This is a genomic window from Streptomyces plumbidurans, assembly GCF_019857225.1.
Lineage (GTDB): Bacteria > Actinomycetota > Actinomycetes > Streptomycetales > Streptomycetaceae > Streptomyces > Streptomyces plumbidurans.
In genome coordinates this window covers 123682-143760 of record NZ_JAFJSY010000028.1, presented here as the reverse complement: position 1 = coordinate 143760, position 20079 = coordinate 123682, and the positions used below count along the sequence as shown (strand labels likewise).

Genomic DNA, 20079 nt, shown 5'->3' with positions numbered 1-20079 from the left:
CGACGCGGGCTGGGGCCGCCCCGGCTGGCGCGGGCTCGCGCCCTCCTGCGCGGGCTGCGTCCGCGCCCGTACGTCCCTCTCGCTCGCGGCGTTCGCCCGGCTGGCCGGAGAAGGGCTGCGGGTGGTGGCGCGCGGCGGCGACCCGGCCCGTACGGACGGTGCGCCCGGCGCCGAGGGGCTCGGCGTGCCCGAACTCGTCGCTGAGGCGGCCCTGTTGCAGGCGCGCCTCGACTGGTTCCAGACCCAGCTGGCCCGACTGGGCGACCACGGACCCGGCCGGGGCAGGCAGGGGTAGCGGGGGAGAGCCGGGGTACCCGTCGTGTTCCGAACGAGAGGCAGACGAGCGGAACACGACAGGAGGCGACGCCGTGACCGGGACCATGCACCCCGGGCCTGTGCACGACGAGCACCACTCGGTGGGCGAACTGGTCGGACAGGCCGCAGAACAGCTCTCCAGGCTCGTACGGCAAGAAGTGGCCCTCGCCAAGGAGGAGATGGCCGCCAAGGGCAGGCGCGCCGGACGCGGCGGCGGACTGCTCGGCGCCGCGGGCGCGTTCGCGTACGCGGGCCTGCTCGCCGCGGCCGGCACGGCCGTCGCCGCTCTCTCGCCGGCGCTGTCGGTCTGGGCCGCGGCACTCATCGTGACGGCCGTGCTGTTCGTGATCGCGGTCGTGCTCGCCATGACCGGCCGCGCCCAGTTGCGCCGGGCCACTCCCCCCACGCCGGAGGAGGCCCTCGGCAGCGTCAAGGCCGATGTCGAGGAGATCAAGGAAAGGGCACGCCGATGACGGACGAGACCGCGACGGGCGCCAAGGGGCCCGACGAGCTGCGCCGCCAGATCGAGCGCACGCGCAGCGAACTCGGCGCGACGGTGGAGGAGTTGGCGGGGAAGATGGACGTGAAGGGTCGCGCGCGGGCCCGGGCGGCCGACCTCATGGACAAGGCCGGAGCCATGACCGTGCAACTGCGCAGCACCGCCGCGCAGGCCGGTCACACCATGCAGGAGCGGGCCAACAAGGCAGGCCACCAGGTTCAGGACAGGGCCACCAAGGCCGGCCATCAGATGCACGACAACGCCACGAAGGCCGGGCACCGGGCGCACGAGCGGGCGCTGCGGACCGGCCACTCCGCCCAGGACACGGCGCAGACGACGGGGCACGAGGCGCAGCACCGGGCGGAGCACGGCATGCCGTGGCCCGCCCGGCCGGTGGTGCGCGCGGCGCAGCGCCATCCGCGGCCCACGCTCGTCATCGGCGCGGCCCTGGTCGCGGCCGCGGTGATCACCTGGCGCTATCCGAAGAGGTGATCACCTGGCGGCTTCCGAAGAAGTGAGACCAGGCTTGACCTGAATCGCGGTTGAGGTTGAAGGGTGGGCGGTACATCGATCGGTCACCGCCCACCGGAGGCTCGTATGACCCGCCGTACCGACGCCCATCCCGACCTCGCCGACCCGCGCGTCCAAGCACCCTTCTTCAGCATCTGGCGCGTGGGCACCCCGCTGCGTCAGCGGCAGACCGTCGAGGCGATCGACGAGGCCTGGCGAGGGCGTCCCTGGCCCGCGGACGGTCTGCTCGGCTATCACGTCTACACCGGCGACGACGCCTCCACACTGCTCCACCACTCGCAGTGGACCGACGAAGCGGCCTACGCGGCCTTCGTGAAGACGCAGCGTCAGGAACGCGTAGACGCCGTCGACACCGCGGTGCCCGGCATCGAACGGCTGGGACTGGGACGCTACCGGCGCTACCGCAGCGGCGTACGGGACGGCGACACGCGGGTCCCCGGCTGCATCGTGATCGTCGACATCGAGTTCGAAGGACCCGACCCCGAGCGGCAGCGCGCCTGGGTCGACGCCGTCTTCGAGGCGCTGGCCAGCGAGCCGACCCCGCATCCCGGCGGCATCTCCGCCCACTTCCATCTGAGCACCGACGGCACTCGCGTCCTCAACTACGCCGAATGGGAGAGCGCCCACGCCCACCTCGACGCTCTCGCCGCGCCCGGCGAAGGCATCGGCTCGTCCACGGAGCAGTGGCACCGCGTCCAGACCTGGCCCGGCCTGAAGAGCACCACGGTCAGCCGTTACCGGCATGCACTGGGCCTGATCCCCGACTGAGGCTCACCGCAACGGCAGGACTCACCGACAGACAGAACCGTCTGGACAAATAAAGTGTTCGGTGAGACGGTGGACGCATGCTGGACGTCACCGTGATCGAGGACCCCGAGACCGCCGCCGTCTCCCTGGACCCCATCAGGGCCCGGCTGCTCGCCGAGCTGGCGGCCGGACCCGCGTCGGCGGCGATGCTGGCCGGCCAGGTCGGACTGCCCCGCCAGAAGGTGAACTACCACCTCAAGGCGCTGGAGCGGCACGGCCTGGTCGAGCTCGCCGGGGAGCGCCGCAAGGGCAATGTCACCGAGCGGCTGATGCGGGCGACCGCCGCGTCGTACGTCATCTCGCCGCTCGCGCTCGCGGCCGTGCAGCCCGACCCCGACCGCTTCCGGGACCAGCTGTCCGCGCGCTGGCTGCTCGCCCTCGGCGCCCGCCTGGTGCGCGACGTCGGCGCGCTGATCACCGGCGCCACCAAGGCCCGCAAGCGGCTGGCGACGTACGCGCTCGACGGCGAGGTCCGCTTCTCCTCGGCCGCCGACCGGGCCGCGTTCGTGCAGGAGCTGACGGCCGGGGTCACCGCGCTGATCCGCAAGTACGACGCTCCCGGTGCCGAGGGCGGGCGCGCGCACCGGATCGTCGTGGCCGTCCACCCCACTCTCAAGCAGACCGAGCTCAAGCAGACCGAGCCGGAGTAGTCAGGAGCCCCCCATGTCCAAGGAATTCGAGATCGCCCGCGAGTTCGAGGTCGACGCCACTCCCGAGCAGGTGTGGGAGGCGATCACCACCGGAACCGGCGGCTATCTGTGGCCGATGGAGCCGCCGGAGCCCCGGGTCGGCGGCAGGGGGCCCTTCGGGTCCGAGATCACCGCCTGGGACCCGCCGCACCGCTACACCAACCGCGTCGAGGACGCCGAGGGCATCTCCGAGCAGACCCTCAACCAGCTCGACTACACGATCGAGCCCCGCGACGAGGGTCGTCGGGCCTGGGTGCGGTACGTGCACAGCGGCATCTTCGTCGACGACTGGGACAACCAGTACGACGGCGCCTCCAAGCACAACGACTTCTATCTGCACACCCTGCGCGAGTACCTGGTCCACTTCGCGCCCCGGCCGGTCGCGTTCGCCACCTTCGACGGGCCCGCGTCGTCCAAGGCGCCCGACGCGCTCGCGGTCGTCGGGCGGGCGCTCGGTGTCGGCGAGGACGTGGCCGCCGGTACGCGCCTGACGGTCCGGGGACCGGACGAGTTCGAGGCCGTCGTCGACTACCGCGACCCGTACTTCATCGGGCTGCGCACCGACCGTGGCCTCACCCGTGTCTTCGGGCGCAACCACTGGGGCCACCCGGTCGGCATCTCGCTGCACGACTTCACGCCGGGCACCGACATCAAGGAGTGCGAGGCCGCCTGGCAGGGCTGGCTGAACGGCGTGTTCAACCAGCCCTGAGCAAGCGGGAGTTACGGGCGGAAACGCAGCACCTGCGGGTCGTGGTCGCTGATCTGGTCGTGGAACTCCGAGTTGATGTGCACGGAGTCGTAGTCGAAGCCGCGGCCGCGGCGGATCGACGGGGAGATCAGGATCTGGTCCAGGACCTGCTGGTTGCCCTGGTAGTCGTAGGTGTAACGCTCGCTCCTGGGCAGCGACTTGATCGCCGACCACAGGGCGCCGTCACCTTCCAGGATCTTCGTGGTGCCGGAGAACTCGAAGTCGTTCATGTCGCCGAGCGTGACGACCTCCGCGTTCTTCTGGGCGTGCAGGATGTCCTTGACGAACGCGTTGACCACCGTCGCCTGCGCGTGCCGCTGGGTCTCCGAGCTGCGCGCCGGCGGCTGGTACGCCGCCGTCAGACCCTGGTCGCCGCCCTTGGAGTTCAGGTGGTTGCCGATCACGAAGACCGTCTTGCCGTGGAAGACGAACTCGGCGGCCAGCGGCTTGCGGCTGTCGGTCCAGGCGGAGTCCGCCGGGGCGACCCGGCCGGGCGAGGCTGTCAGCTGGGCCTTGCCGTGCACCTTGGTGACGCCCACCGCGGTGGTGGAGTCGCCGCCCGCGCGGTCCGTGAAGGACACCCGCTCGGGGTTGAAGAGGAAGACCTGGCGGATGTTGCCGCCGGGCTCGCCGCCGTCCTGGTCGTTGACCGGGTCGATGCCGCGCCATTCGTACCTCGGGCCGCCCGCCGCGACGATCGCGTCGATCAGCTTGTTCACCGTCACGTCGGCGGCGACCGTGCCGTCGTCCTTCGCGCCGTTGTTGTCCTGGATCTCCTCCAGGGACACGATGTCGGGCGACTTGAGGTTGTTCACGATCGCGGAGGCGTGCTGGGCGAACGTGTTGTCGGTCGGGTCGAGGTTCTCGACGTTGTACGTGGCGACCGCGAGCTCGCCGTGGGACTGCTTCCTCGTCGTCTCGCGCTGAAGACCGCCGCTCTTGAGGGCGCCGATCTGGTTCGCGACGAGGGTGTAGCCGCCGAACTGGTTGTAGTCCATCGGCCCTGCCGTGGTGCCGGTGAGCGAGTCGCCGACGTTCGCCACCGGGAAGTCGGCGGTCGCGCCCAGCGACTGGATCTGCAGCCGGCCGGTGTTCTGGTCGTCGTAGGAGCCGTAGAGCGTGCCGCCGCGGCGGGTCGGGTTCTCGTGCGGCTTCACCGTGACCCACAGCTCGGTGTACGGGTCGGTGCCGGTGACCACGCGGGCGTTGGCGACCTGGACGTTCATGCCCTCCAGGGACTCGTAGTAGTCCAGGGCGTACTTCTTCGGCTGCAGGGTCAGGCCGTTGACCGAGCCGTTCGCCGCGGTGTCGCCCGCGGGGGTGTAGCGCGCGGGCACCGACCTCGCGTCGATCACCGTCGGGGCGGGCACCGCGTTGCCGGTGGAGACGGTGGTGATCACCGGCTTGGTGATCTCAGTGACCGACTGGTTGCCGGACGAGGTGCCGCCGGGGACGTACTCGGAGACCGTGCCGGTGACCGTGACGGAGTCACCGACGGCGACCTTCGGGGTGGAACTGGTGTAGACGAAGACGCCCTCACTGGTGGCCGGGTCGTCGTCCGGGTTCGGGTCCTGGATCCAGAAGCCTTTGGAGGAGCCGTAGGTACGCACGCCGGTGACGATTCCGGCCACGTCCGTGACCTTCTGGCCGGCGTACGCGGAGGTGCGCGTGGCGCCCTGGATGTCATGGATGCGTACGGTGTCCGCGTGCGCGGGCGCGGTCAGGGCGACGGTGGACGCGGCGGAACAGACAGCGGCGACGGTGAGCGCGGCGAGACGCGCGGAAGACTTGCTCGGCAACGGAAATCCCTCCGGGGACGTGCGTGGGTGCCGGGACGAGGGTGGTGCGTGGACGGTCTCGCGGCCGCGACCGGTGGGGCGGCGGCGACGCGCGTAGAAATTCGGTGAACAGGTGTCCGTCGGATTTCTACGCGCGTCAATCTCCTGCGAGGTCACGCCACTTGTCAAGGTTTCGGCCATGTACGAACGCTGTCCGGGAGATGAACCGGGCGGCATGGGGCGAAACCCGTCTAGGCTGAGCGGCTGAGTGGTACGACACGCCCGAGGAGAACCAGCCGATGTCAGACAGCTCCCCCCTGCCGCCGGTGCGCCTGCACCCCGAAGCGGAACTGGCGCGGGACGCGTTGTCCACGCCGCTGCTCTCCCGCGCCGCGCGGCTCGCCCGCTGGGCCGGTCCCGAGACCCGGGTGGACGCCGGGGGCGGACTCGTCGACGAGCAGCTGCCGGCCGCGGCCGAGGTGCTCGGGCTGAGCGGCGACGACGCCGCGGCCCTCGCGAGCGAGGCATGGCGGGTCGCCCTGGACACGGGGCTCGTCCACGTCACCGACGAGGACGAGGGCACCGTCGCCGCCGGGGAGGATCTGGCGCTGCTCACCTCGGGCTCACCGCACGACGTACTGGCCGTCTGGCTGGAGGCCCTGGAGACGGTGCTCGCCGACGCGAGCGTGCCCGACCTGGAGGGGCTGGCAGGGCTGGAGGGCGCGCTGGACGAGGGCGGCGAGGTCGACCTGTCCCGGCTGGAGTGGGACCCGGAGGGGGAGGCCGAGTTCCTCGACGGCGTCCTCGGCAACCTGTACCTGCTCACCGTCAGCGAGGACGGACCCGGGGACGCGCCCGTGCCGCTGCCGGCCCTCGCCGCCTCGATGCTCGTGCCCAGCGACATGGGCGAGCCCACCAACGACGTTCTTGAACAGGTGTCGGACGCCATGATGCGGCTCGACGACCAGTTCCGGCTGCTGGAACCGGCGGGGCTCGTGGAGTTCCAGCCGGTCGACGAGGCGCTGATGGCGGACGCCGACAACACCGCCGAGGACCTCACGCCCCCGGACGACACCGACGTCGCGCGCTACGGCATGGTGCGGCTGACCCCCCTCGGCCTGTACGGGTTGCGCTCCCGGCTGCTGGAGGCAGGCTTCGCTGCGCCCGCGGTCGGCGACCTCGCGGACAAGGGGGCCGACGTCCTGCTCGACGGGACGGCGACGTTCCCCCAGCGGGCGGCGCAGGCCGAGACCGAACTGTGGATGGCGCGCCGCGAACCCCTCGCCGCCGCACGGGAGTTGCTCGCCGCGGCCCGGGGTGCGGACGGCGGGGCGCCGCTGCGCCGGCTGCGCTGCCAGCAGGCGCTCTCCCTCGTCGGCACCGAGGCCGAGCCCGCGCTGCGCGAGGTCCTCGACGACGCCGAACTGGGCGGACTCGCCCGCGTCTGGCTGACCGAGCACGGAGCGGCCGACGTACCGGCACCCTCCGAAGCGATGATCTTCTGGCTGACCATCGACACCATCGCCGCCCAACTGGCCGCCGAGGGCAACTCCGAGGAACTGCGCGCCCTGGTACAGGGCCTGGCCGCCCAGCACGGCGGCTTCTTCGACGCGGCCTGGCGAGTCGACCACCCCGCCACAGCAGACGTCCTGGAAGCCATGGGCCGCCTCCACCCCGACAAACGCATCGCGAAGGAGGCCCGAAAGGCGGCGTTCAAAGCGCGGTCGCAGCACGGGGGTTGAAAGTTTTCGCGGGGCGGGTTTTAAGTTTCCGTGGGGTCCTGCCTACGGATTCATGGAACCAGGTCCGCAAGTGTCGCCCTGCGTTCAAGCTCCGTTCAGGCGTGGGCGGGACGGTGGCGCCGAACCGAGGTCCGCCACCCTCCACGGCACACCCACCGTCTCAGGAGACACCATGTCGCTCACCCGCAGGGACTTCGCCAGAAAAACCGCGGTCACCGGTGCCGGGGTAGCTCTGGCGGGCAGCGTCGGCGCTCTCGCCACCGCCCCCAACGCCCTTGCGTCCACGGACACCGAGAGTGCCGACGGCAGGCCGGGACACGGCCACGTCGGGGTCGGCTACGGCCCGCTGCTGCCCGACCCGGACGGCATCCTCGCCCTGCCCGCCGGGTTCAAGTACCGCATCATCACCTACAGCGGCAGGACCAAGCTGGAGTCGGGCGAGTTCACTCCCTCCAACCACGACGGCACCTCCACCTTCGACGGCCCCCGCGGCGCCACCCTCCTGGTCAACAACCACGAGCTGGCCGGCCCCCGCGCCGACTGGCCCCACCCGGTCCCGCTCACCGAGGGCCTCGTCTACGACCCCGCCGCGGCCGGCGGCTGCACGGTCGTCGAGGTCCGCCGCGACCACGTGGCCGAGTGGGTCGGCATCGCCGGCACCGCCACCAACTGCGCGGGCGGCAACACCCCTTGGGGCACCTGGCTGACCTGCGAGGAGACCGAGGACAAGGCCGGCACCAACGGCTTCACCAAGGACCACGGCTACGTCTTCGAGGTCGACCCCGCCGACCGCCGCGCCAACCGCAACCCCAAGCCCATCAAGGCGCTGGGCCGTTACGCCCACGAGGCCGTCGTCGTCGATCCCAAGCGCGGCCACCTCTACCTCACCGAGGACGCGTCCGGCCCCAACGGCCTGCTCTACCGCTGGACCCCGCCCGAGCACTTCCACCACGGCCGCGGCAGGCTGCGCACCCTCGCCGACGACGCGGGCGTACTCCAGGCCTTCAAGTGCTTCGACTCCGGCGGCAAGTTCGTCGACGACCTCTCCCGCGCCACGAGGATCGGCACGGTCTACGGCGTCGACTGGGTGGACGTCCCCGACCGCGACGCGAAGACCACCTCCGTCCGCAAGCAGTTCACCGCGGGCCAGGTCACCCGCGCCCGCAAGCTGGAGGGCATGTGGTGGGCCGACGGCGGCACCTACGTCGTCTCCTCCTACGCCCGTGACGAGAGCCCCGTCCAGCACGACGGCGCCGTCTGGTTCTACGACCCGGGGCGCCGCACCCTGACCCTGAAGGTCCTCATCGGCGTCAACCCGGACCCGTCGAAGGAGGGCAACTTCGACGGCCCGGACAACATCACCGTCTCCCCGTACGGCGGCCTGGTCATCGCCGAGGACGGCGAGGGCCTGCAACACCTGTTCGGCGCCACCGACAGCGGCCGCACCTACCCCATCGCCCGCAACGAACTGAACCTCGGCACCGAATCGGAGCCCGAGTACAGCGAGTTCACCGGCGTCACCTTCTCACCCGATGGAAAGACCCTGTACGCCAACATCCAGACCCCGGGGATCATGCTGGCCATCACGGGGCCGTGGAAGCGTCAGAAGCGTTGACGCGTTAATTGGTTCGCGAGTTCCGCGGTCCGCCTCCTAGAGTGGGCAACGTCCAGGTGCGAAGGCAGGACCTACTTCCACTGATAATGGGGCGGCCGCGGGTTCGAATCCCGCCACCGGTACAACTCGCCGGTGTAGCTCAGGGGTTAGAGCACCTACGTCGGTTCCGCCGACTTCGATCTCTGGACACCTACAACTCCATGCACCTCCCGGTGCGCGGGCCGCGGCTACTTCTTTCGCAACAAGAATCCGATGCCGCCGCCGACTTGATCTCGGGAGGCGCAGTTCATGGTGTGTGTCCGGAGTGCGGGCTTGCTCTCGATTCCGGGCACCTTCCTTTTGCTGCGCCTCCCTCCGAAACAGCAATGAATTCGGGGGAATTCACCATGACGCGATTCAACCGCAAGGGCGCGAAGGCGCAGCCCGTTTCGCGGGTCACCTCCACGGGCCGAGTGCTCCGTACGTACGAGGGCGGCCGCGGCCGTGAGCGGGACACGCGTTCCGAGCTTTTTCTTCTCGCGGTCTCCAATCTCGTGTCGCAGCACACCTTTTACGAGACCGGCGACGACCGGGACGACCGCTTCGCGCGGCTCGTGCGCGCGCTCGCCGTCGAGGACCCGGACTGGACCGCCGGCCTGCTCCGCTGGCTGCGCGGCGAGGGCAATCTCCGTACGGCCTCGATCGTGGGCGCCGCGGAGTACGTGAAGGCACGCCTCGACGCGGGTGCGACGGACGGGCCGTCGAACCGGCAGGTCGTGGCCTCGGTGCTGCGGCGCCCCGACGAGCCCGGCGAACTGCTCGGGTACTGGACGGCGATGTACGGCCGCAGCGTCCCCAAGCCCGTCAAGCGGGGGATCGCCGACGCCGTGCGCCGCCTCTACAGCGGGACATCGCTGCTGAAGTACGACACCGCGTCCAAGGGCTACCGCTTCGGCGACATCCTCAACCTGGTGCACGCGGCCCCGGACCCGGACAAGCCGTGGCAGGGCGAGCTGTTCCAGTACGCCCTGGACCGCAGGCACAACCCGGACACCGCGGTGCCGCCCGCGTCGAGCCGTGTGCTCGCCGCGCACCGCGCGCTCATGGCGGTGCCGCCGGCGGAGCGGCGCGCGGTGGTGACGTCCGAGGACGGCGCCGAGCGGCTGGCCGCCGCCGGGATGACCTGGGAGGCGCTGGCCGGGTGGCTGCAGGGGCCGATGGACCGGGCGGCGTGGGAGGCGGTCATCCCATCCATGGGGGCCATGGCCTTGACCCGTAACCTGCGCAATTTCGACGAGGCCGGTGTGTCCGACGAGGTCGCGGCACGGGTCGCGGCGAAGATCAGCGACCCGGCGGAGGTCGCGCGCTCGCGGCAGTTCCCCTTCCGGTACCTCGCCGCGTACCGGCACGCGCCCTCGCTGCGCTGGTCGTACCCGCTGGAGCAGGCGCTCGGTCACTCGCTGGCCAATGTGCCGGCGCTGCCCGGCCGGACGCTGGTCCTCGTGGACCGTTCGGGCTCGATGTTCTACTCGCGGATGTCCGACCGCTCGGAGCTGACCCGGGCCGACGCGGCGGCGGTCTTCGGCGCGGCGCTCGCGCTGCGGGCGGCAAAGGCGGACCTCGTCGAGTTCGGCTCCACCAGCAACCGGATCCCGTACCGCAAGGGCGAGTCCGTGCTGCGGATCCTCGACCGCTTCGGCGACCTGGGCGGCACCGACACGACCGGCGCGGTGCGCGCGCACTACCGCGGGCACGACCGGGTGCTGATCGTCACCGACGAGCAGTACCACTACAGCCACCACGGCGACCCGACCGAGCAGGTCCCCGCGCGGGTTCCGGTCTACACCTGGAACCTCGCCGGTCACCTGGCGGGCCACGGCCCGTCGGGCAAGGCGAACCGGCACACCTTCGGAGGGCTCTCGGACGCGGCCTTCCGCATGGTGCCGCTGCTGGAGGCGGCCCGGGACGCCGACTGGCCCTGGGCGGCCTGAGCGCACCCTTGCCCGCCGGTACGGCTGACATCTAACATTTCAATTCATGGAGGCCATTCGACCCGTCCAACGCACCCTCCTCCGCGACCGGGCCTACGAGGTGATCCGTGACGCCATCGTCGCCGGGGAGCTCGCGCCCGGTGCGGTGGTGCGGGACGGTGAGCTCGCCGAGCGGCTCGGGTTGTCCCGGGCGCCGGTGCGGCAGGCGTTCTCGCGGCTGGTGGACGAGGGGCTGCTGGAGAGCAAGCCGCAGAGCTACACCCGCGTCACCCCGCTGGTCACCGCCGACGTACGGGACGCGGCGGCCGTGGTCGGCGCGCTGCACGAGCTGGTCGCACGGACCGGGGTGCCCCGGCTGTCCGCCGAGGGTGTGGGTGCGATGCGCACGGCCAACGAGCGCTTCGCCGCGGCCGTCGGCGCGGGGGACGTCGACGGTGCCCTGCGCGCCGACGACGCACTGCACGACGTCCTCGTCGAGGCCGCGGGCAACGGCGCGGCGGCCGCCACCATCGCCCGCTACACCCCCCTCATCCGCCGGCTGGAGCGACGGCGCTTCGGCGAGAGCTCCTGCCGTTCGGCCGGGCTGCACGATCGGCTGATCGACGCCTGTGCGGCCGGTGACGTGGAGGGGGCGGTCCGTGTCACCGCGGAGATCTGGCGCACCCTCACCGACCTCGCCGACGGCGACTGATCCCGACCCCGGGAGGACTCATGTCCCTTTCCTCGTACGAGCGTTACCCCCTCCTCTTCGGACCCTCGCCGGTGCACCCGCTGGAGCGGCTGACCGCGCGGCTCGGCGGTGCCTCGCTCTGGGCCAAGCGGGAGGACTGCAACTCCGGTATCGCCTACGGCGGGAACAAGACCCGCAAGCTGGAGTACCTGGTCGCCGACGCGCTCGCCAAGGGCTGCGACACGCTCGTCTCCATCGGCGGGGTGCAGTCCAACCACACCCGTCAGGTCGCGGCCGTCGCCGCCCGCGCCGGGCTCAAGTGCGTGCTGGTGCAGGAGAGTTGGGTGGACTGGCCGGACTCCGTGTACGACAAGGTGGGCAACATTCTGCTCAGCCGGCTGGCCGGGGCCGATGTGCGCCTGGTGCAGGCCGGGTTCGGCATCGGCGTCAAGGAGAGCTGGGAGCAGGCGCTCAGGGACGTCTCGGAGGCGGGCGGCACGCCGTACGCCATCCCGGCCGGCGCCTCCGACCATCCGCTCGGCGGCCTCGGCTTCGCCGGGTGGGCGTACGAAGTCGCTGAGCAGGAGCGGGAGTTGGGGGTCTTCTTCGACACGGTGGTGGTGTGTTCGGTGACCGGCTCCACCCAGGCGGGCATGGTCGCCGGGTTCGCCGCGCTGGAGGAGGCGGGCGGGCGGCCGCGCCGGGTGATCGGCATCGACGCCTCGGCGAAGCCCGCCGCCACCCGCGAGCAGATCGTGCGGATCGCCCGGAACACCGCCCGGCTCATCGGGGTGCGGCGTGAGCCGACCGAGGCGGACGTCGAGCTGGACGAGCGCTATCACGCCGGGGTCTACGGCATCCCGGACGAGACCACGCTGGCGGCGATGCGGCTGGCCGCGCGGACCGAGGGGATGGTCACCGACCCGGTGTACGAGGGGAAGTCGATGGCCGGGATGGTCGACCTGGTCGAGCGCGGCGAGATCGGCCCGGACTCCACGGTGCTCTATGCCCACCTGGGCGGCCAGCCCGCGCTCAACGCCTACAGCGCGCTGTTCTAGGCGTACTGCCCAGGGACGTGGCCCCTCCGCCGGTGTCGGTCGCTCCGGGCGGAGGGGCTGCGGGCGTGGTCGTGGTCGGCTAGAGGGTCTGTGCGGCCGGCTTGACCATGTTGCGGACCGTGCGGGCCTTGACGAAGTCGCCCATCGCGGTCATCTCCCACTCACCGGAGAACTGGCGGATCAGTTTCGCCATCATCACGCCCGTCTGGGCCTCGGCGTTGGTGAGGTCGAAGCGGACGAGTTCCTCGCCGGTGGCGGCGTCCAGGAGGCGGCAGTAGGCCTTGGCGACCTCGGTGAACTTCTGCCCGGAGAAGGAGTTCACGGTGAAGACCAGGCCCGTCGCCTCCGGCGGGATACGGCCGAGGTCGACCGCGATCACCTCGTCGTCGCCACCGCCCTCGCCCGTGAGGTTGTCCCCGGAGTGCTTGATGGCGCCGTTCAGGATGGACAGCTTGCCGAAGTAGCAGCTGTCGATGTGGTTGCGCTGCGGGCCGAAGGCGATGACCGAGGCGTCCAGGTCGATGTCCTTGCCACCGTAGGCCGGTTCCCAGCCCAGGCCCATCTTGACCTGGCTGAGCAGCGGGCGGCCGCCCTTGACCAGGGACACGGTCTGGTTCTTCTGCAGGCTGACGCGGCCCTTGTCGAGGTTGATCTTTCCGGCGCCGGGAGTGGGGGCCGCGGCGGCCGGCGGGGCCTGCGGAGGCGGCGGCGTGGTCGACATGGGCGGGGCCACCGGGGTCTGCGGCGGTGCCACGGGGGCGGGTGCCGCGGCGGGTTCCTCGACCGTGACCCCGAAGTCCGTGGCGATGCCCGCCAGCCCGTTGGCGTATCCCTGGCCGACCGCGCGGGCCTTCCACTGGCCGTTTCGCAGATAGATCTCGACGACCACCAGGGCCGTCTCCGCTCCGAGCTGCGGGGGTGTGAACGTGGCCAGGACGCCGTTGTCGTCCGCGCTGCGGATCGTGGCGGTCGGTTCGATGCCCTGGAAGGTCTGGCCCTGGGCGTCGGGGCTGGCGGTCACCACGATCTTCTCGATGCCCGCGGGGACGGCGGCGGTGTCGACGACGATCGCGTCGGGCGCCGTACCCCCGCCCGAGCGGTGGGTCACGCCGGGGCCGCTCGGCTGGTTGTAGAAGATGAAGTCGTCGTCGGAGCGCACCTTGCCGTCGCCGGTGAGCAGCAGGCCCGATACGTCGAGCCGCACCGGGGCGGCGACGTCCACCGTCACGCGGGCGGTGGGAAGAGGGATGTTCGAGCCGGGGGTCATAGCTGTCATGCCCCTTGAACGAGCGAGGGCGCTTTACCGTTCCCTTACCCTTCGATCATTCGGGGGAGCCGCACACCCCCGGCCCGGTCCGCTACGGAACCACCACGATCTTGCGGCCCACCCCGGACGCGAACTGGTCCAGCGCCTCGGGGTAGCGCTCCAGCGGGAGGCGGTCGCTGATGAAGACCTCCGGGTCCAGGACGCCGTTCGCGAACAGCTCGGCGGCGCGCTCGTAGCTGTGCAGCACGGCCATGGAGCCGGTGATGGTGATCTCCTGGTTGTAGATGCGGTACGGGTCGATCGTCACGCGCGTCGCGTAGTCGGCCACTCCGAACTGCAGGAAGGTGCCCGCCTTGGCGACGCGGTCCAGGCCGTCCTGGATCGCGGCCGCGTTGCCGGTCGCGTCGATGACCAGGTCCCAACCCTGGGGGCGGTCCAGCTCGTCCGGGGTGGCGGCGGACGCCGAGACCCCGAGCGTGCGGGCCGTCTCCAGGCGGGCCGGGTTCAGATCCACCATGTCCACGCTCGCCGCGCCCGTCCGCTTGGCGAGTTCCAGCATCATCAGGCCCATCGTTCCCGAGCCGTAGATCAGGACGTGCGCGCCGAGGCGGGACTGCAGGACGTCGTAGCCGCGCACGGCGCACGACAGGGGTTCCACCAGGGCGGCGTCCTCGGTGCGCACGTGCTCGGGCAGCTTCACGCAGTTGGCCACCGGCGCGACCGCGAACTGCGCCGCTCCGCCGGCCGTGGTCACGCCGATCGCGGCCCACCGCTCGCAGAGGTTGTTGTGGCCGGTACGGCAGTAGCGGCACTCGTAGCAGTACAGCGACGGGTCGACCGCCACCCGGTCGCCGATCGCGACCTCCGTGACCTGGGTGCCGACGCCGACCACCTGGCCCGCGAACTCGTGTCCGGGCACGATCGGCAGCTTCGGCGCGAACTCGCCCTGGAGGATGTGCAGATCGGTGCCGCACAGGCCGCAGGCCGCGACCTCGACGACGACCTCGCGGGGCCCTGGCGTCGGGTCCGGGACCTCGGTGACGACGGCGCGGCCCACGGACTCGATGACGGCGGCCTTCATTTGACGGCTCCAAGCGACAGGCCCTGGACCAGTTTGTCCTGGGCGGCGAACCCCGCGGCGAGCACCGGCAGGGAGATGACGAGGGACGCGGCGCACACCTTCGCCAGGAACAGGCCCTGGCTGGTGATGAAGCCGGTCAGGAACACGGGGGCGGTCTCGGCGACCACGCCCGTCAGGACCCGGGCGAACAGCAGCTCGTTCCAGCTGAAGATGAAGCAGATCAGCGCGGTCGCCGCGATGCCCGGAAGCGCGATCGGCGCCACCACGCGGGCGAGGATCGTCGGCAGCCGGGCGCCGTCGATCTGCGCCGCCTCGATCACCGCGACGGGAACCTCGGCGAGGAAGGACTGCATCATCCACACCGCGATCGGCAGGTTCATGGAGGTGTAGAGGATGACCAGCAGCCAGATGTTGTCGAGCATGCCGGTGTTCTTGGCGAAGAGGTAGATCGGCAGCAGGCCCGCCACGACCGGGAGCATCTTGGTCGACAGGAAGAAGAACAGGACGTCGGTCCACTTCTTCACCGGGCGGATGGACAGGGCGTACGCCGCCGGGAAGGCCAGCACGAGCACGAACAGGGTGGAGGCGACGGAGGCGGTGACCGAGTTGATGAGGGCCGGCCAGGGGTCGGCGCCGCCGCCCGCACCGAAGAACTCGCGGTAGCTGTCCAGGGTCAGGGAGGCGCCGAAGGACGGGGGATTGGTGGCGGCGTCCGTCTCGGAGTGGAACGAGGTCAGGGCCATCCAGGCGATGGGCAGGAAGAAGAGGATCCCGACCAGCCAGGCCACCAGGCCCAGACCTGTCCCGCCGCGCTTGCGGCGGTTGCTGCGGGCGCTTGCGGCAAGGGCGCTCATGCGCGGCCCACCTCCTCGCGGAACAGGGACGACACCACGCGCAGCGCGAAGGTGGCGATGATGATGGAGCCGATGACCACCACGACGCCGGCGGCCGAGGCGAGGCCGTTCTCGTGGGCCTGGTAGAAGCTCTGGTAGACGGTGTAGGGCAGGTTGGCGGTGCCCAGGCCGCCGGAGGTGATCGTGAAGACCGCGTCGAAGTTCTGCACGATGTAGATCGAGCCGAGCAGGGCGCCGAGTTCGAGGTAGCGGCGCAGGTGCGGCAGTGTGAGGTGGCGGAAGATCTGCCAGTCGCTCGCGCCGTCCACCCGTGCGGCCTCCAGCTGCTGGCCGTCGCGGCTCTGCAGTCCCGCCAGCAGGATCAGCATCATGAACGGCGTCCACTGCCAGACCAGCGATGCCTCCACCGCGAGCAGCGGGGTGTTGGAGATCCAGTCCGGCTGTGGGCCGCCCACGTAGTGCAACAACCCGTTGAACAGGCCGTATTCGGGGTTGTAGAGCACGTGCTTCCACAGCAGGGCGGCGGCCACCGGGACCACCAGGAACGGGGCGATCATCAGCGTGCGGACCACGCCGCGGCCGGGGAACTTCCGGTTGAGCAGCAGGGCGACGGCGAGACCGAGGATCAGGCTGACCAGGACCACCGTCACGGTCAGCAGGATCGTCGTCCACACCGAGTGGCGCAGGTCGGAGTCGCTGAGCACCTGGCGGTAGTTGTCGATGCCCGTGAAGTGGCGGTCCTTCGGGTACAGCGCGTTCCAGTCGAAGAACGAGATCACCAGGGTCGCCACGAACGGCAGCTGGGTCACCACGATCATGAAGGCCAGCGCCGGCAGCAGCGGTGCGCGGGTGGCCCACGCGCGCATGCGGTTCGACGGCCGGGCCGCCGGCCGCGCGGGGGCGGCGGCGACCCGTGGGGAGGTCGTGGCGGTCATGATCCCTCGTACTTCTTCGCGACGGCTTCGGCGAGCTTCTGCGACTTGTTCAGCGCGCTGTCCACGGACTGCCGGCCGGCGACGGCGGAGCTCAGCTCCTGGGAGACCTTGGTGCCCAGGTCGGTGAACTCGGGGATGTCGACGAACTGGATGCCGGGCGCCGGACGCGGCTGCACACCCGGGTCGTTCGGCTTGGCGCTGGAGATGGCGTCACGGGTGACGTCCGCGAAGGCGGCCGCCTCCTTGCGGTACTGGGGGATGTCGTACGTCGACGAGCGCTTGCCGGCCGGCACGTTGGCCCAGCCTGCCTTCTGGCCGACGAGGTTCTCGTAGCCCTTGCCGGACGCCCAGGAGATGAACTTCCAGGCGTCGCCGGCGTTCTTGGAGGCCTTCTGGATGCCCCACGCCCAGGTGTAGAGCCAGCCGGAGCTGTCCGTCTTGTCGACGGGGGCCGGGACGTAGCCCATCTTGCCCTTGACCGGGGAGCCGTTGGCCTCCAGCGAGCCCGCGCCGGACGTGGCGTCGTACCACATCGCCGTCTTGCCCTGCGTGGTGTCGTTCAGGCACTCGGCGAAGCCGGACTGCGGGGCGCCGGACTCGCCGTGCTTGCGCACCAGGTCGACGTAGAACTTGGTGGCCTTCTTGAACTCCGGGGAGTTCAGCTGGGCCTTCCAGTCCTTGTCGAACCAGGTGCCGCCCATGGTGTTCACGACGGTGGTCAGCGGGGCCAGCATCTCGCCCCAGCCGGGCAGTCCGCGCAGGCAGATGCCCTTCATGCCGGGCTCGGCGCCGTCCGCCTTGGCGGCCAGGTCCGCGACCTGCTGCCAGGTGGGCTTGGCCGGCATGGTCAGCCCCTTCTTCTTGAAGACGTCCTTGCGGTACATCAGGAAGGACGACTCGCCGTAGAAGGGCTCGCCGTAGAGCTTGCCGTCCGCGGCGGTCAGCGCCTGCTGCATCGGCTTGAGGATGTCCTGCTGGTCGAAGGCCGTGTCCTTCTTGACGTACGAGTCCATCGAGTGGAGCCAGCCGTTCTTGGCGTAGATGGGTATCTCGTAGTTGCTCAGGGTGGCGACGTCGTACTGGCCCGCCTGGTTGGCGAAGTCCTGGCTGATCTTGTCGCGGACGTCGTTCTCGGGCAGGACGGTGAAGTTCACCTTGATGCCGGTCTTCTTGGTGAAGTTGGCGGCGGTGAGCTTCTGCAGCTCCACCATCTGCGGGTTGTTCACCATCAGCACGTTGATGGAGTGGGACGAGGATCCGCCGCCCCCACCGGCGCCCGAGCAGCCGGCGAGAAGGGGGGTGATGAGCGTCCCGGCGGTGGCCGCGACGAACAGGGAGCGGGGGATACGGCGGCTCTGACTTCTCATTGGTGCTCCTGGACGTATGGGGAGATAAGGCGCGCCCGCGGGCGGGGCGTGTCGCTCGGGGGGACGGGTGTTCGGTTGGTCAGACGCGGATGACCTGCGGGCCTTCCAGCGCGTACCGGTGGGCTTCGGAGGACGGCAGCAGCGTGCTGGTGACGATGGCCTCCAGCGCGCCGATCTCGGCGAAGCGGCAGAAGCTGACCGCGCCGAACTTGGTGTGCACGCCCGCGAAGACCGTGCGGCGCGCGGCCCGGATGGCCTGCGCCTTCACCTCGCTGACGGCCGGATCGGGAGTGGTCAGGCCGTGCTCGCGGGAGATGCCGTTGGCGCCGATGTAGGCGAGGTCGATGACGAAGCCGGCCAGCATCTTCGTCGTCCAGTGGTCGACGGTGGCCAGGGTGCCGGAGCGGACCCGGCCGCCGAGCAGCAGTACGGAGATGCCGTCGGCCTCGGCGAGGGTGCCGGCCACCGGCAGGGACGCGGTGACCACGGTCAGCGGCCGGTCCCTGGGCAGTGCTTCGGCGATGAGCTGCGGGGTGAAGCCCTCGTCGACGAAGACCGTCTCTGCGTCCCCGAGCAGCTCGGCCGCGGCGGACGCGATCCTGCGCTTCTCGGGCACGTGGCTGGTGGCACGGAAGGCGAGCGTCGTCTCGAAGCCCGCGCTCTCCACGGGATAGGCGCCGCCGTGGGTGCGGCGGACCAGGCCGTGGTCCTCCAGGGCGCGCAGATCCCGCCGTACGGTCTCCTTGGCCACGCCCAGCTGGTCGGCGAGCAGGGTGACGTCGACGGAGCCGGTGGCACGCGCGACGCGCACGATCTCGCGCTGACGTTCTTCAGCCGTTTTCGCGTTGTTCGCCGTCATCGCCGCACCCGCCTTCCCTGCTCAGTGCCCGTTCGGGCCCAGGTCGGGCCCACGGGGGAAGTTTTACCCCCGGTGTGCCGCACTGACCAGGCTTGTTGCACGCCCGATGCTGCCCGTATCTGCCCGTTTGCGCAGCGGAGTGCCCGCCTCGGACCTGCGCGGCTGCGAGCGGCCGCGTGAGATCGGGCAGGCGTGGTGCCCGAATACGGCGGCGGGCGGGCCCGTTCGGTGCCCGCCCGCCGTTCGGAGGCGTTCGTTTTCCGCCGTTCGGCGGCGCCGGAGCGACCCGGCCGGGGTCAGTACGGCCAGATCGGCGGGTCGTTGACGAAGTGGCCGCCGAGGTGGGCGTGCGCGATGTTGTCCGGCTGCAGCTCGCCCTGCTCGGCGATGAGTTTCTCCGCGTACGGCTCGGAGTCGTCCTGCGGCGTGTAGCCGAGCGCCCGCGCGGTCGACAGGTCCCACCACAGGCGGGTGTTGGCCGAGGAGCCGTAGACGACCGTGTGGCCGACGTTCTCGGCGGTCAGGGCCGCGTGGAAGAGGCGGGCGCCGTCGGCCGGGCTCATCCACACCGACAGCATCCGCACGCTGGTCGGCTCCGGGAAGCAGGAGCCGATGCGCACCGAGACCGTCTCCAGGCCGTGCTTGTCCCAGTAGAGCTGGGCGAGGTCCTCGCCGAAGGACTTGGACAGGCCGTAGAAGGTGTCCGGTCGGCGCGGGGTGTCGATCGGGATGAGCGCGCTCTTGTCGAAGGGCGGCTCGCCCTGGGGGCGCGGGGTGAAGCCGACCGCGTGGTTGGAGGAGGCGAAGACGACGCGGCCGACGCCCTCCTCGCGGGCGGCCTCGTAGAGGTTGTACGTCCCCTCGATGTTCGCCGCGAGGATCTTCTCGAAGGGGGCTTCCAGGGAGATGCCGGCGAGATGGATGATCGCGTCGACGCCCCGCACGGCCTCGCGCAGGGCGTCGCGGTCGGCGAGGTCCGCGGTGATCGCGTCGGGCTCGCCGTCGATCGGGCGCAGGTCGAGCAGGCGCAGTTCGTAGCCGAAGGCGGGGAGCAGGTCCCGCATCAGGGTGCCGAGTCCGCCGGCGGCGCCGGTGAGCAGAACGGTGCGGGGAGCGGGCATCCTCGGGTCTCCTTGGGGTCCGCCGCCGATGACGGCCGCATGCGTGGACAGTATTCACATTCATGGACACGCTAAGGAGCGCGGCCCGACTCCGTCAAGTGTCGCGCGAAGCGGCCGAATCCGTCGATGTCTTGCGGGTTTGCGCGCTTGACCTGCCGCGAGTCGGCTCCATA

The 20079-nt window shown here is 70.8% G+C and carries 18 protein-coding genes and 1 pseudogene; 11 read left to right on the top strand and 8 right to left on the bottom strand.

Going from position 1 to position 20079, the window contains the following annotated elements; all coding sequences use genetic code 11:
• From JYK17_RS20040 to JYK17_RS20015, 6 genes and pseudogenes are all read left to right on the top strand, one after another.
• A pseudogene (locus JYK17_RS20040) lies at positions 1-295 on the top strand (hypothetical protein); the annotation flags it as partial.
• A gap of 73 nt (positions 296-368) precedes the next feature.
• The gene (locus tag JYK17_RS20035) at positions 369-788 is read left to right on the top strand and encodes a phage holin family protein (RefSeq protein ID WP_222810920.1); all 420 of its coding nucleotides are present in this window, start codon (positions 369-371) and stop codon (positions 786-788) included.
• Positions 785-1306 (top strand): DUF3618 domain-containing protein, encoded by a 522-nt coding sequence (locus JYK17_RS20030; RefSeq protein ID WP_108013578.1) that lies wholly within the window; start codon positions 785-787, stop codon positions 1304-1306. The genes JYK17_RS20035 and JYK17_RS20030 overlap by 4 nt, the downstream gene beginning before the upstream one ends.
• A gap of 105 nt (positions 1307-1411) precedes the next feature.
• Positions 1412-2113 carry an antibiotic biosynthesis monooxygenase gene (locus JYK17_RS20025; RefSeq protein ID WP_128803395.1) on the top strand — a complete coding sequence of 234 codons (702 nt, stop codon included), beginning with the start codon at positions 1412-1414 and terminating at the stop codon, positions 2111-2113.
• A 77-nt stretch (positions 2114-2190) separates the two neighbouring features.
• Entirely contained in the window at positions 2191-2802 is a 612-nt protein-coding gene (locus tag JYK17_RS20020) for an ArsR/SmtB family transcription factor (protein WP_222810919.1), read from the top strand.
• Between the two features lie 13 nt (positions 2803-2815).
• A complete protein-coding gene (locus JYK17_RS20015) occupies positions 2816-3550 on the top strand; it encodes an SRPBCC family protein (protein WP_128803397.1) in 735 nt (244 codons plus the stop codon).
• Between the two features lie 11 nt (positions 3551-3561).
• Here JYK17_RS20015 and JYK17_RS20010 read toward each other — a convergent pair whose 3' ends face one another.
• Positions 3562-5388: a DUF8508 domain-containing protein gene (locus JYK17_RS20010; protein ID WP_222810918.1), complete on the bottom strand. Its 1827-nt coding sequence runs from the start codon at positions 5386-5388 to the stop codon at positions 3562-3564.
• Positions 5389-5666: 278 nt separating this feature from the next.
• Between JYK17_RS20010 and JYK17_RS20005 the strand changes: the two genes are divergently transcribed.
• The 5 genes from JYK17_RS20005 to JYK17_RS19985 all read left to right on the top strand — a co-directional run bounded on the left by JYK17_RS20005 (position 5667) and on the right by JYK17_RS19985 (position 12422).
• Entirely contained in the window at positions 5667-7109 is a 1443-nt protein-coding gene (locus JYK17_RS20005; protein ID WP_108013583.1) for a hypothetical protein, read from the top strand.
• A gap of 172 nt (positions 7110-7281) precedes the next feature.
• Complete coding sequence (locus JYK17_RS20000; RefSeq protein ID WP_108013584.1) at positions 7282-8724, top strand: alkaline phosphatase PhoX; 1443 nt, start codon at positions 7282-7284, stop codon at positions 8722-8724.
• A 386-nt stretch (positions 8725-9110) separates the two neighbouring features.
• Positions 9111-10694, top strand: a complete 1584-nt coding sequence (locus tag JYK17_RS19995; RefSeq protein ID WP_222810917.1) for a TROVE domain-containing protein — start codon at positions 9111-9113, stop codon at positions 10692-10694.
• 46 nt (positions 10695-10740) lie between these two features.
• Positions 10741-11385 carry a GntR family transcriptional regulator gene (locus JYK17_RS19990; protein WP_222810916.1) on the top strand — a complete coding sequence of 215 codons (645 nt, stop codon included), beginning with the start codon at positions 10741-10743 and terminating at the stop codon, positions 11383-11385.
• A gap of 20 nt (positions 11386-11405) precedes the next feature.
• Positions 11406-12422, top strand: a complete 1017-nt coding sequence (locus JYK17_RS19985; RefSeq protein ID WP_222810915.1) for a 1-aminocyclopropane-1-carboxylate deaminase — start codon at positions 11406-11408, stop codon at positions 12420-12422.
• 79 nt (positions 12423-12501) lie between these two features.
• Here JYK17_RS19985 and JYK17_RS19980 read toward each other — a convergent pair whose 3' ends face one another.
• The 7 genes from JYK17_RS19980 to JYK17_RS19950 form a co-directional block, all read right to left on the bottom strand.
• Complete coding sequence (locus JYK17_RS19980; protein WP_222810921.1) at positions 12502-13689, bottom strand: TerD family protein; 1188 nt, start codon at positions 13687-13689, stop codon at positions 12502-12504.
• A gap of 91 nt (positions 13690-13780) precedes the next feature.
• The gene (locus JYK17_RS19975; protein WP_108013589.1) at positions 13781-14770 is read right to left on the bottom strand and encodes a zinc-dependent alcohol dehydrogenase family protein; all 990 of its coding nucleotides are present in this window, start codon (positions 14768-14770) and stop codon (positions 13781-13783) included.
• Positions 14767-15624, bottom strand: coding sequence for a carbohydrate ABC transporter permease (locus JYK17_RS19970; protein WP_108013590.1), 858 nt, complete (start codon positions 15622-15624; stop codon positions 14767-14769). Before JYK17_RS19970 ends, JYK17_RS19975 begins: the two co-directional genes overlap by 4 nt.
• Positions 15621-16559: a carbohydrate ABC transporter permease gene (locus JYK17_RS19965; protein ID WP_222810914.1), complete on the bottom strand. Its 939-nt coding sequence runs from the start codon at positions 16557-16559 to the stop codon at positions 15621-15623. The genes JYK17_RS19970 and JYK17_RS19965 overlap by 4 nt, the downstream gene beginning before the upstream one ends.
• Positions 16556-17926 carry an ABC transporter substrate-binding protein gene (locus tag JYK17_RS19960; protein ID WP_108013592.1) on the bottom strand — a complete coding sequence of 457 codons (1371 nt, stop codon included), beginning with the start codon at positions 17924-17926 and terminating at the stop codon, positions 16556-16558. The genes JYK17_RS19965 and JYK17_RS19960 overlap by 4 nt, the downstream gene beginning before the upstream one ends.
• A gap of 79 nt (positions 17927-18005) precedes the next feature.
• Complete coding sequence (locus JYK17_RS19955) at positions 18006-18785, bottom strand: DeoR/GlpR family DNA-binding transcription regulator (RefSeq protein WP_108013593.1); 780 nt, start codon at positions 18783-18785, stop codon at positions 18006-18008.
• A gap of 296 nt (positions 18786-19081) precedes the next feature.
• Positions 19082-19906 carry an NAD-dependent epimerase/dehydratase family protein gene (locus JYK17_RS19950; protein WP_108013594.1) on the bottom strand — a complete coding sequence of 275 codons (825 nt, stop codon included), beginning with the start codon at positions 19904-19906 and terminating at the stop codon, positions 19082-19084.
• Positions 19907-20079 lie beyond the last annotated feature (173 nt).